Here is an 11,886-nt window from a genome sequence, read left to right on the forward strand (position 1 = left end):
CCCGATGACCCACATCCAGCCCCGCCCGCGCAAATTCTGGCCGCCGGTCGATCCGGTCAGTTACACCAGCGTCGAGGAGGAGCGGCAGCACCGCAAGCAGCGGCTTGCCGCCACCTTCCGCCTGTTCGGCCGCTACGGCTTCGACCAGGGGCTGGCCGGCCACGTCACCGCCCGTGACCCGGAACATCCCGACCGCTTCTGGATCAACCCGCTGGGCCAGCATTTCCGCACCATCCGGGTATCGGACCTGCATCTGGTCGATGGGGACGGCACCATCCTGCAAGGCGACCGCGCCATCAACCAAGCCGGCTTCACCATCCATTCCGCCATCCACCGGGCGCGTCCGGACGTGGTGGCCGCCGCCCACGCCCATTCGACCTACGGCAAGGCATGGTCGGCGCTCGGCCGGCCGCTCGCCCCGCTGAGCCAGGATTCGGCCGCCTTCTACGAGGATCAGGCCATCTTCGATCCTTATTCAGGCGTCGTCCTGACCGAAGGCGAAGGCAAACGGCTGGTGGAGGCGCTGGGCGACCGGAAGCTGGCGATCCTCAAGAACCACGGCCTGCTGACCGTCGGCCCGACGGTGGAAGCCGCCGCTTGGTGGTTCATCAGCGCCGACAACGCCGCCCACACCCAGCTGCTGGCGGAGGCCGCCGGCCGCCCCCAACCCATCGACCATGAGACCGCGCTGCTGACCCGCACCCAGGTCGGCACCCACCAGGGCAGCGCCTACAACTTCCACCCGCTGTGGGAGTGGATCGTCGCGACTGAACCCGACCTGCTCGACTGACCCTGTCCCTTCCCATCCTTCGCCAAGGCAAAAAACGATGACCGCGAAACCGGCCCTTTCCCACTCCCTGTCACGTCGCGGCCTGATCGCCGCGGGCGCCGTCGCCCTCGCCGCCCCCTTCGTCCTGCGCCGACGCGCTGTGGCGGCGGAGCCGCTGCGCCTGTCCTGGAATGCCGGCGCCGTCTGCTTCTCCGCCGTGCCGCTGGCCTTCCAGCTCGACCTGTTCAAGAAGCACGGGCTGGAGGTGGAGCTGGTCAACTTCACCGGCTCCACCGACCAGCTACTGGAGGCCATCGCCACCGGCAAGGCCGACGCCGGCGTCGGCATGGCGCTGCGCTGGCTGAAACCGCTGGAACAGGGCTTCGACGTGAAAATCTCTGCCGGCCTGCATGGCGGCTGCATGCGGCTGTTCGGGGCGAAGGCGGCAGGGGTGAAGACCGTGCTGGACCTGCCGGGCAAGGTGATCGGCGTCAGCGACATGGCCAGCCCGTCGAAGAACTTCTTCTCGGTCGTGCTGACCAAGTTCGGCATCGACCCCAACAAGGACGTCGAATGGCGCCAGTTCCCCGCCGACCTGCTGGGGCTGGCGGTAGAGAAGGGCGAAATCCACGCCATCGCCGACGGCGATCCGCTGGTGTGGAGCCAGACCAAGAACCCGCAGATGGTGGAGATCACCAACAACGTCTGCGGCGAGTTCGCCACCCGCACCTGCTGCCTCGTCGGCGTGCGTGGCAGCCTGCTGCGCGACAACCGCCCGGCGGCCAAGGCGCTGACCACGGCTCTGATCGAGGCGCAGCACGCCGCCTATGCCGACCTGCGCGCTGCAGCCGCCGCCTATGCCCCATTCGCCCCGAAATTTCCGGTGGAGGAGCTGGAAGCGATGCTGCGCAGCCATGCCCACAACGTCACACCCATTGGCGACGAGCTGCGCCAGCAGCTGGCGCTCTACACCGACGAACTGAAGAGCGTGTCGGTCATCAAGCGCTCCACCGACAGCCAGCGCTTCGCCGGGCGCATCACGGTCGACCTCGCCTGATCCATCTCCACTGAAGCGGAGCCGCCTGCCATGCCCTTCGACGACCTGCCCCTCGCTGCTTCCTTCGGCGAGACCACCCCTGCCCCGGCGGTCAATTCATCGCTCATCACCGCGCTGGCGGCGGAGTTCGCCCTGCGTGCTGCGGAGCATGACGCCGCCGCCAGCTTCCCCTTCGAAAATTTCCACCGATTGGTGGCGGCGGGGCTTCCGGCGCTGGTCACACCGAAAGCGTCGGGCGGCAAGGGGGGTGGGCTTGCTGACGCGCTGGCGGTGGTGAACGGGATCGCACAGGGCGAGCCGTCCACCGCGCTGGTTCTGGTGCTGCAATACGTCATCCATAACCAACTCTGGCGCGAGTCCGCTTGGCCGGAGGCTCTGCGCGACCGCATCGCCCGCACCGCGGCGACCGACGGCGCCCTGGTCAACATCCTGCGGGTGGAGCCGGAACTGGGCTCGCCCCATCGCGGCGGGCTGCCGGCGACGGTGGCGCGCAAGGTGCCGGGCGGCTGGCGCCTCTCCGGCACCAAGATCTACTCCACCGGCATTCCGGCACTGTCCTGGCTCGGCGTCTGGGCGCGCACCGACGATGCCGAACCGCTGGTGGGCACCTGGGTGGTTCCGCGCGGCGCCGATTTGGCGGAACAGGGGATCGAGGTACGGGAGACCTGGAACCACATCGGCATGCGTGCCAGCGGCAGTCACGAGGTGGTGTTCCGCGACGTCTTTGTCCCCGACGACCATGCCGGCGAACTGCGCCCGCCGGCCGGTTGGGCGGCACCCGACGCGGTCGCCACCGCCTGGATGTCCACCCTGTTCAGCGGCGTCTATGACGGCATCGCCCGCTCCGCCCGCGACTGGCTGGTCGGATTCCTGCACGCCCGTAAGCCGACGGGGCTGAATGGCGCGTCGCTCGCCACGGTGCCGCGCCTTCAGGAGGCTTTGGGCGGGATCGAGGCGCTGCTGCTGACGAACCGCATCCTCCTGCGCTCCCTGTCGACGGCGGTCGACCACGGGTCGCCGCCCTCCTCCACCGACAGCCTGCTGGTGAAATACACGGTGACCAACAACGCCATCGACGCGGTGGCGCGGGCGCTGGAGGTCACCGGCAATCCCGGCCTGTCGCGCGACAACCCGCTGGAACGCCATCACCGCGACGTGCTGTGCGCCCGCGTTCACGCCCCGCAGAACGACATGATCCTGACCGGTGCAGGGCGCGCCGCTCTCGCACGGTGAGCATCCGGCGGAAAAGCGCGCAGGATTGTGTGAAATTTGTTCGGTGGCCTTTCACATTCTACAGTGTTGACGGCCATGAAGAATCGTGTTCCCCTTAAATCTACTAGATTTATGGAATTAAGGGGAGCACCACTATGCGCCAGCCAGGACGCCCCAGCCGCCGCGCCTTCGCGGTCCTCTCCGCGTCGGTGATGGGGCTGCTGTTGACGTCTGCCATCACGACGCCGGCGGCTGCCGAGGGGCGGATCCGCATCGCCGAGCAATATGGCCTCGGCTATCTGCCGCTGCATGTGCTGCGCTACAACCAGTTGATCGAGAAACACGGCAAGGTATTGGGCCTCGACATCGCCGTTGACTGGGTCCAGTTGTCCGGCGGGGCGGCGATGAACGATGCGCTGCTGTCCGGCAGCATCGATCTGGGGTCGGCCGGGGTCGGACCGCTGCTGACCATCTGGGACCGCACCAAGGGCAGCGCCAACGTGAAGGCGATCGCGTCGCTCAACGACATGCCGCTGTTCCTGACCACCGCCAATCCCAAGGTCAAATCGCTGAAGGACTTCACCGACGCCGACAAGATCGCGCTGCCGGCGGTGAAGGTCGGCGTCCAGGCCCGCATCCTGCAGATGGCGGCCGAGAAAGAGCTGGGCGCCGGAAAATTCGACGCCCTCGACAAGCTGACGGTGTCGATGCCGCATCCCGACGCCACCGCCGCCCTGCTGTCGGGCAGCGGCGGCATCACCGCCCACCTCTCCAGCCCGCCCTTCCAGTACCAGCAGTTGGACGACCCGAAGATCCACAAGGTCGTCAGCTCCTACGAAGTGCTGGGCGGTCCGCACAGCTTCAACCTGATCTGGAGCAAGCAATCCTTCCGCGACGAGAACCCGAAGACCTACAGGGCCTTCCTCGACGCGCTCCGGGAAGCGATGGACTATATCAACGCCAACCATGACGGCGCGGCGGACGCCTATCTGGCACAGAACAAGGGCAACCTCGACAAGGCCTATATCCTGCGCCTGCTGAACGACCCCGACATCCGCTTCACCGTCACGCCCAACCGGACGGAGGCCTTCGCCGATTTCATGCACAAGGTCGGCGCGATCAAGAACAAGCCGGCCTCGTGGAGGGATTATTTCTTTGACGACCTGCATGACGGCGCCGGGAGCTGAGGCGATGAACGCGCTGACCTACCCGCAGAGCATCGACAACGACGGCCTGTCCGAACGCCCGCTGCTCGACGTCTCCGGAGTCACCCTGCAATACAAGACGCGCCGGCACCTCGTCACCGCAACCTACCGCGTCGATTTCCAGGTGTTCCAGGCCGAGCGCTACGTCCTGCTGGGACCGTCGGGCTGCGGCAAATCCTCCCTGCTGAAGGCGGTCGGCGGCTTCCTCCAGCCGGTCGAGGGAGCAATCCGCCTGAATGGCCGTACGGTGACCAAACCCGGTCCCGACCGCATGATGGTCTTTCAGGAGTTCGACCAGCTTCCGCCCTGGAAGACGGTCAAGGAGAACGTCATGTTCCCGCTGCTCGCCAGCGGCAAGGCCAAGCGGCGCGAGGCGGAGGAAAAGGCGCTCGACTGCATCGCGCGGGTCAACCTGACCAAGTTCGCCGACGTTCACCCGCACATGCTGTCCGGCGGCATGAAGCAGCGCGTCGCCATCGCCCGCGCCATGGCAATGGAGCCCGACATCCTGCTGATGGACGAGCCCTTCGCCGCGCTCGACGCGCTGACCCGCCGCAAGATGCAGGAGGAACTGCTGCAGCTGTGGGACGACCTGCGCTTCACCGTGCTGTTCGTCACCCACTCCATCGAGGAAGCGCTGGTCGTCGGCTCACGCATCCTGGTGCTGTCGCCCCACCCCGGACAGGTGAAGGCGGAGGTCAACTGCGACGGCTACGACCATGGCGCGGTCGGCGGAGCGGAGTTCCAGGCGCTCACCAACCGCATCCACACCATGCTGTTCGCCGAGGACGTCGAAGGCGTCGGTCAGGCTGCCGTGAAAGGGGCCCACGCATGACCGACCTGTCCTTCTCTCCCCGACGTCCCGTGTCTTCCGGCGGACGGCGTGAGCCGCCGCTTCGCCCGGAATACGAGCGTACCGTCACCGCGACCGGCCCCATCGGCGACGTCGCCCGCCCGCTGTCGCTCTGGGAGCGGCTGAGCAACGTCACGGCGTTGCGCCGGCTGCTGGTTCTGGCCGCGGTCGCGGCGCTGTGGCAGGCGGCGGCGGTCTGGCAGAACAACCCGCTGATGTTCCCGACCTTCACCGACACCATGGCGGCGCTGTGGGACGGCATCCGGCGCGACGGCCTGCTGCCGATGGCCTGGACCTCGCTGTCGGTGCTGCTGAAGGGCTATGCGGTGGCGGTGGTGCTGGCCGTGCTGCTGACCACGGTCGCCGTCTCGACCCGGATCGGCAACGACCTGCTGTCGACGCTGACCTCCATGTTCAACCCGCTGCCGGCCATCGCCATGCTGCCCATCGCCATGCTGTGGTTCGGGCTGGGCGAGGTCAGCCTGATCTTCGTGCTGGTCCATGCCGTGCTGTGGCCGCTGGCGCTGAACACCCATGCCGGCTTCACCTCGGTGTCGGAGACGCTGCGGATGGCCGGGCGCAATTACGGGCTGGGCGGCCTGCGCTATGTCGTGACGCTGCTGATCCCCGCCGCCTTCCCGGCGATCCTGACCGGGCTGAAGGTCGGCTGGGCCTTCGCCTGGCGCACGCTGATCGCGGCGGAGCTGGTGTTCGGCGTGTCGTCCGGCAAGGGCGGGCTCGGCTGGTTCATCTTCCAGAACCGCAACGAACTTTACATCGACAAGGTCTTCGCCGGCCTCGTCACCGTCATCCTGATCGGCCTGCTGGTCGAGAACGTCGTCTTCCGCTGGATCGAGGTCCACACGGTCCGCAAATGGGGCATGGTCCGCTAAATGGCTTTCCAAGACATCAATCCCGTGCGCTTCGATTCCAACCTGACGGTCGAGCGCCCCACCTTCGTCACCCATCTGGAATGCGCCTACACCGGCGAACGGTACGAGGCGGACACCGTCCACAACCTGTCGCCCGCCGGCAAGCCTCTGCTGGTCCGTTACGACCTGAACGGCGTGAAGCAGGCCCTGACCAAGAGCTCGCTGTCCGAACGCCCGCAGGATCTGTGGCGCTACCGCGAGCTTCTGCCCGTCCGCAAGGTTGAGGACATCGTCAGCCTCGGCGAGGCGGTGACCCCGCTGGTCCCGCTGCCGCGTCTGGGGAGGAAGCTGGGCGCCGCCGAGTTGCTGGTGAAGGACGAGGGGCGGCTGCCCACAGGATCCTTCAAGGCGCGCGGTCTGGTGATGGCGGTATCGATGGCGAAATCCTTCGGCATCAAGCACATGGCGATGCCGACCAACGGCAATGCCGGGGCGGCACTGGCCGCCTACGCCACCCGTGCCGGCATCCGCACCACCATCTTCTGCCCGGCAGACACGCCGGAAGTGAACGTTTCGGAGATCGAGCTGCAGGGCGCCACCGTTTACCGCGTCAACGGCCTGATCGACGATTGCGGGAAGATCGTCGGCGAGGGCAAGGCGAAGGTTGGCTGGTTCGACGTCTCCACTCTGAAGGAGCCCTACCGGATCGAGGGCAAGAAGACCATGGGCCTGGAGCTTGCCGAACAGCTGGGCTGGGAGGTGCCGGACGTCATCTTCTATCCCACCGGCGGCGGCACCGGCCTGATCGGCATGTGGAAGGCCTTCGACGAGCTGGAGGCCATCGGCTTCATCGGCTCCAGGCGCCCACGCATGGTGGCGGTGCAGGCCGCCGGCTGCGCTCCCATGGTCCGCGCCTGGGAACAGGGGGAGGAGCATGCCCCGCGCTGGGAGGACGCCCACACCATCGCGTCTGGCATCCGCGTGCCGCAGGCGGTCGGCGATTTCCTGATCCTGCGCGCCGTGCGCGCGAGCGGCGGCTTCGCCATCGCCGTGCCGGACGACGCCATCCAGGCCGCCCTGAACGAGGTGGCGCGGGAGGAAGGCTTCCTGCTCTGCCCGGAAGGAGCCGCAACCTACGCCGCCTACCGCCAAGCGCTGACCGACGGCCGGGTCGGCAAGGAGGAACGCGCCGTCCTGTTCAACTGCGCCACCGGCCTGAAATACCCGCTGCCGCCGATCCACCGGACCCTGGACCGCACCCAGCCCATCGACTACTCGCTCTTTGAGGAAAGCGGACGATGAGCGAGGTCCGGTACCGCCCAGATCGGCTGGTCGCGACGCTCGACGCGATCCTCCGGCGCAGCGGCAGCTCGGCGGAGGAGGCGGCCATCGTCGCCGCCAATCTGGTGGAGGCCGACGCCCGTGGCCATGCCAGCCACGGCGTCTGCCAGATCGCCGTCTATGCCCGCAGCCTTGAGCTGGGCCATCTCCAGCCCAACCGCCATGCCCGCATCGTCCGCGACGAGGCCCCCTTCCTGGTGGTGGACGGCGATGTCGGCTACGGGCAGGTGATCGCGCGGGAGGCGACCGACCTCGCCATCGAACGGGCCAAGGCCGGCGGGGCCTGCATCCTGGCCCTGCGCAACGCCCACCATATCGGCCGCGTCGGGTCCTATGGCGAGCAGTGCATCGACGCCGGGTTGATTGGGCTGTTCTTCGTCAATGTGGTCAGCCGTCCGCTGGCGGCGCCCCATGGCGGCGGCCGGCCGCGGCTGGGGACCAACCCGATCTGCATCGCCGTTCCCGGCACGCCCGGTTATGCGCCATTTCTGCTGGATTTCGCGACCAGCGCCATCGCCGCCAACAAGTGCCGCGTCGCCGCCTCGCTGGGCAAGGAGGTGGAGGACGGCCTGCTGCTGGACCCAGAGGGCCAGCCGACGCGCGATCCCGGCGTGATGTTCAGCGAGCCGACCGGCGCTATCCTGCCCTTCGGCGGGCATAAGGGCTACGGCTTGGCACTGGCCTGCGAAATCCTGGCCGGTGCGCTGGCCGGGGGATTGCCGGCCCTGCCGGAGAATCTGCGGTCGGGGCGGGTGGTAAACAACGCCCTGGCCTTCGTCGTCAACCCCAACCGGGTGGCCAGCCCGGAATGGCAGACGCTGACGGATGCGGTCCTCGATCATGTCGCCGATACGCCCCCAGCCGCCGGAAGCGGCGGCGTCAGCATCCCCGGCGAGCCGGAGGCACTGCACCGCATGACCGCCATAGACCGGGGCATCGCACTGGATCCCGACACGGTTGTGGCGCTCCACCGCATCGGCGGCGGGCTCGGTCTGGACGTCAAGGGCCTGCTGGAGGGATAGCGGGGACCAGCATTTGCCCCCGCGCAAGATCGCTCAAGCCCGGATTCTGTTTCGCAACGTCCCACCCTCCAGGAACATGCGCACCGTTTCCGCCGCGTTGCGCCGCATCTCCACAGCCGCCTGATCGGAGTGGAAGGCGTTGTGCGGGGTCACCACCAGCCGTCCGGCCAACCAGCCCTCCCCTGCCCGCCAGGCGTCGAGCAGCGGATGGGGAGCCGGCGGCTCGACCGGCAGCACGTCGGTCCCGACGGCGGCGAGCCGGCCGCTGCGTAGGGCGGCTTCCAACGGGTCCAGGCCAGCAAACAGTTCGCCGCGCGCGGTGTTGACCAGGATGGCTCCCGGCTTCATCGCCGCCAGTGTCGCGTCGTTCAGCAAGTCGCGGGTCTCGCTGTTCAACGGACAATGGAAGGTGACGATGTCGGAGTCTGCCAGCAGGTCCTCCAGCCGCCGGACCCGGCGGTAGCCGACTGCCTTCTCATGCCCGGCTGGCTGCAGCGGATCGTAGCCCAGGATGCGGTAGCCGAAGCCCTTCAGCCGGTTGACCACCGCGGTGCCGATCCGCCCGACCCCGACCACGCCCACCGTCGCAGCGCTGGAGCGGTGCAGCGGCGTCAGCGTGTTGGCCTGCCATGTGGTCGTATAGCTGCGGGCCCGGGCATCATGCTCCCACAGGCGCCGCTGCAGCGACAGGATCATGGCGACCGCGTGGTCGGCGACCTCCTCTGTCCCGTAATCCGGGTTGTTGCAGAACGGGATCCCGGCAGCCTCCAGCGCCGCGACATCGACGCGGTCGTATCCGACGCCGAAGCGTACGACGATCCGGCAGCGCTTCAACCGCTTGACCGTGGCGGGACCGACGCGCGTGCTCCACACCAGAAGGCCGTCCAGGCGGGCGAGGCGCTCCGGATCAAGGTCCTCCTCCCGCCGGCAATCGAGAAAATCGACGTCGGCGACACCTTCCAACACGCCGGCTTCCAAATCCGGGGGCGGTATCATGTGATCGGTGATTCCGACGATGAACCGTCCTGATTTCGGCTTCATACTCTGGCGCTCCTCCCGCTGCTTCAGTCGATGAGCTCCATTTGCGCAAAGGGCCATAGAGTTTTCAAGAAAATGTCGATTGCTATTATAGGGAAATACGCGTGCACGTGAATAGCCGCCTGAGCCTTCTCTGAATCAGATGCTTCTGTCAGTGCCGGTTGGATACTGGTTCTTCGAAGTTTCACGTGCATAAATCCGAGAGGATTTAGACCCGGGGATTCTCCTACGCCTCAGCCAGAACACGGGCACGCAGAAGAGCGAAGCCCGCCCGGCTGTCTCCGAAGCGTGAGAACGGTGGCGGAGTATCTGGATCGCCCAGTAGCACCGGTCAAACTCGCGCCTCATCGTCTCCTACCCCACCGGTCCTGAAGTCCCAGTCGCGGCGGGTGGCATCGCGCCGTATGCGCCGGTCGGTCGGCGTTGGGCTCTTGGCGGTCCGTCGTTCGGTCGGGTTGTGCGACCAGCGCTCGGCGTGGTGAACGTTGCGGGGCGTCTGTTTCACGGCGGGCGGTCCGCCCCGATTCTCGTGCTCGGCGCCGCGGCCCCGGTGATGCCGACGGCGAAGCCGCCGCGTCATCTCAGACCGCCAAGGAAGGCTGCTGGCAGATCCTCGAGGTTCTGGTGCGCGGGTGGCTTGAGGAGCACAATACGTTTGCCGAACCCCTACCCACCTGCGAGATCGCCGCTCTCGCGCGATCCGTCGCGAAATTCTGTCGCTACAAGCTTCAGCCACGCGCGGATCGGGCGGCTCGGCCTCATTGCGGCACCATGAACGCAGATCGCTCGCTTCCGCCGGCTGACCGGATGACGGCGGGTGGGCGGTATGCCGCGGCGCGGCGGCAGCAGGCGACGCGCGACGCAATCATGACCTGCATATCGGAGCGACGCGCAGCGGACCTGCCGATTTCTGTCAACACCATCGCGGCAGCGCTGCACATCCATCAGAGCACCGGCCAGCGGCATCTCAAGAGCGTGGTAACGGCTCTACCCCGGAAGGTCTAGGCGTTCAGGCCCATCAGATAGTCCCCTGGCGTCGCGCCTCGGGAGAGGAGCCGGCGTGCGGCATGGGGGGGCCGACAGGCCGTAGTCGCGGGGGAAGTGGCGGGTCACTGCGCCGCGCGCATGGCTGCTCTGCGCCGGACGGGATTGCCTGCCGTGGCGCATCGCCAAATCGGGACATGGCGGCGCGCGGCGCTCGCCCCGGTCCCGAGGACCGGTCCTTCCGACTAGGAAAGCTCCGCCCCAGCATGCACCTCTCGCTGTCGCTCCCTGCGACGCCGCTCGTCTACAGCGCGTCCACTCACCGGCCCGTCCAACGCCGCGTCGGCGGGACCGACGCTTGGTTCAGCAAGACCGCATGAGCACCGCCATGAAGCAGCCCTATGCCCACCATCTCTGCGATGCCCTGCGTCAGGCGTCGAAGCGGATCATCAACGCCTCCAAGTTGGACGATCAGGGCTTCCTGCTCAGGAGCATGCTCCTGGGATTCACCTTCTGGGAGAAGCCTCTGTTCGTCATGCAGGAAGACATCATCACCTTTTACGACGACGCGCTGATCGAGACGGCGAAGGAGATGCAGAAGGCCAGCTGCTTGCGGCTGCCTTATCCATCGATGCTTATCGAAGTCACCGACTCCGTCATGATCGATCCGTCCACCAGTGAGACGGACACCATCCACGTCTACATCATCCACGCGACGCAGGCGTCCGACACGGGTGACATCCGGTTTACCCTTTTCACGACCAGCACGGCCGAACTCGGCGAATGGATCGGTGGCTTCGGCGTTGGCGAAATCCCGATGGGCGAGCGCGGGCTTGCTCTCTGGGGCCCGCCGCCGGATGACGCGGACAGGAGCAATGGTTGCCACGAAGTGCTCTCAACGGCCGGCTATTTCCTGTCTGGGCTGCTGGCCGTGATCAACTCACCGGCCGTCGAGCGCGAAACCGTCGCAGCGCCCAAAGCGTTGAACAGGGCACGGGTGAGCCGCGGCGCGGCGCCCATCCCCGCCTTCGAGACGGTCCGGCTGCGGCTGCCGAAGACGGTGGCCCTGCCCACCGGTGGCGCTGGTGATGAGCCGACCGGCACCGGCGGGCGTGAACGTCGGACGCCGAAGCCGCATTGGCGCCGCGGCCACCCGCGGCGCTACCGGTCTGGCAAGGTAACGGCGATCCCCGCCACCGTCGTTGCCTGGTCGGGCGAGGGCGCGCCGCCGGCTCCGGTCGTCCAGGTGACGGTTGGAGGCAACGTTGTAGCGCTGCGTCGCGATTGAGCGTCAGCCGATTTGCGCGTGGTCGGGCGAGGTCAACGGCATTAGTCCCATTACGCCGGCCGAGTCCGGGGCCGGCTGTCTGGCCAATGCTCGAAAGTTCCTGCAAGAACTCGCCGCGCGACTGAGGCAGGACGAAGATCCGATTTTTCTGTAAGAGCAGGCTCTGTGCCACATGCACGCTCGCGCCTGCCATGTTGCTCTTGCTGCCCGACCCGCGTGCTGATAACACACGGTTAAGGTACAGC

General features: G+C 67.2%; 10 protein-coding genes. 9 read left to right on the forward strand and 1 reads right to left on the reverse strand.

What is annotated here, in order from left to right; all coding sequences use genetic code 11:
- Positions 1 to 4 precede the first annotated feature (4 nt).
- From FZ983_RS31525 to FZ983_RS31560, 8 genes are all read left to right on the forward strand, one after another.
- Complete coding sequence (locus FZ983_RS31525) at positions 5 to 790, forward strand: class II aldolase/adducin family protein (RefSeq protein WP_149228611.1); 786 nt, start codon at positions 5 to 7, stop codon at positions 788 to 790.
- 37 nt (positions 791 to 827) lie between these two features.
- A complete protein-coding gene (locus tag FZ983_RS31530) occupies positions 828 to 1,826 on the forward strand; it encodes an ABC transporter substrate-binding protein (protein WP_149228613.1) in 999 nt (332 codons plus the stop codon).
- A gap of 30 nt (positions 1,827 to 1,856) precedes the next feature.
- Positions 1,857 to 3,059 (forward strand): acyl-CoA dehydrogenase family protein, encoded by a 1,203-nt coding sequence (locus FZ983_RS31535; RefSeq protein WP_149228615.1) that lies wholly within the window; start codon positions 1,857 to 1,859, stop codon positions 3,057 to 3,059.
- A 134-nt stretch (positions 3,060 to 3,193) separates the two neighbouring features.
- Positions 3,194 to 4,225: an ABC transporter substrate-binding protein gene (locus FZ983_RS31540; protein ID WP_149228617.1), complete on the forward strand. Its 1,032-nt coding sequence runs from the start codon at positions 3,194 to 3,196 to the stop codon at positions 4,223 to 4,225.
- Between the two features lie 4 nt (positions 4,226 to 4,229).
- A complete protein-coding gene (locus FZ983_RS31545; RefSeq protein ID WP_149228618.1) occupies positions 4,230 to 5,078 on the forward strand; it encodes an ABC transporter ATP-binding protein in 849 nt (282 codons plus the stop codon).
- Positions 5,075 to 5,989, forward strand: a complete 915-nt coding sequence (locus FZ983_RS31550) for an ABC transporter permease (RefSeq protein ID WP_149228620.1) — start codon at positions 5,075 to 5,077, stop codon at positions 5,987 to 5,989. Before FZ983_RS31545 ends, FZ983_RS31550 begins: the two co-directional genes overlap by 4 nt.
- The gene (locus FZ983_RS31555; RefSeq protein ID WP_247884063.1) at positions 5,990 to 7,270 is read left to right on the forward strand and encodes a threonine synthase; all 1,281 of its coding nucleotides are present in this window, start codon (positions 5,990 to 5,992) and stop codon (positions 7,268 to 7,270) included. It abuts the gene before it with no gap.
- Positions 7,267 to 8,331, forward strand: coding sequence for a malate/lactate/ureidoglycolate dehydrogenase (locus FZ983_RS31560; protein ID WP_149228622.1), 1,065 nt, complete (start codon positions 7,267 to 7,269; stop codon positions 8,329 to 8,331). The genes FZ983_RS31555 and FZ983_RS31560 overlap by 4 nt, the downstream gene beginning before the upstream one ends.
- A gap of 33 nt (positions 8,332 to 8,364) precedes the next feature.
- Here the strand turns inward: FZ983_RS31560 and FZ983_RS31565 are convergent, their stop codons facing one another.
- Positions 8,365 to 9,372, reverse strand: a complete 1,008-nt coding sequence (locus tag FZ983_RS31565) for a C-terminal binding protein (protein ID WP_149228624.1) — start codon at positions 9,370 to 9,372, stop codon at positions 8,365 to 8,367.
- A 1,357-nt stretch (positions 9,373 to 10,729) separates the two neighbouring features.
- On the opposite strand from FZ983_RS31565, the gene FZ983_RS31570 reads away from it, so the two are divergent.
- Positions 10,730 to 11,641, forward strand: coding sequence for a hypothetical protein (locus FZ983_RS31570; RefSeq protein WP_149228626.1), 912 nt, complete (start codon positions 10,730 to 10,732; stop codon positions 11,639 to 11,641).
- The last annotated feature ends 245 nt before the right edge of the window (positions 11,642 to 11,886 follow it).

The organism is Azospirillum sp. B21 (assembly GCF_008364825.1).
Taxonomy (GTDB): Bacteria; Pseudomonadota; Alphaproteobacteria; order Azospirillales; family Azospirillaceae; genus Azospirillum.

Excerpts from the sequence above, each read along its gene's own strand:
- FZ983_RS31525 (WP_149228611.1), top strand. The coding sequence starts at position 5 with ATGACCCACATCCAGCCCCGCCCGCGCAAATTCTGGCCGCCGGTCGAT.
- FZ983_RS31530 (WP_149228613.1), top strand. The coding sequence starts at position 828 with ATGACCGCGAAACCGGCCCTTTCCCACTCCCTGTCACGTCGCGGCCTG.
- FZ983_RS31535 (WP_149228615.1), top strand. The coding sequence starts at position 1,857 with ATGCCCTTCGACGACCTGCCCCTCGCTGCTTCCTTCGGCGAGACCACC.
- FZ983_RS31540 (WP_149228617.1), top strand. The coding sequence starts at position 3,194 with ATGCGCCAGCCAGGACGCCCCAGCCGCCGCGCCTTCGCGGTCCTCTCC.
- FZ983_RS31545 (WP_149228618.1), top strand. The coding sequence starts at position 4,230 with ATGAACGCGCTGACCTACCCGCAGAGCATCGACAACGACGGCCTGTCC.
- FZ983_RS31550 (WP_149228620.1), top strand. The coding sequence starts at position 5,075 with ATGACCGACCTGTCCTTCTCTCCCCGACGTCCCGTGTCTTCCGGCGGA.
- FZ983_RS31555 (WP_247884063.1), top strand. The coding sequence starts at position 5,990 with ATGGCTTTCCAAGACATCAATCCCGTGCGCTTCGATTCCAACCTGACG.
- FZ983_RS31560 (WP_149228622.1), top strand. The coding sequence starts at position 7,267 with ATGAGCGAGGTCCGGTACCGCCCAGATCGGCTGGTCGCGACGCTCGAC.
- FZ983_RS31565 (WP_149228624.1), bottom strand. The coding sequence starts at position 9,372 with ATGAAGCCGAAATCAGGACGGTTCATCGTCGGAATCACCGATCACATG.
- FZ983_RS31570 (WP_149228626.1), top strand. The coding sequence starts at position 10,730 with ATGAGCACCGCCATGAAGCAGCCCTATGCCCACCATCTCTGCGATGCC.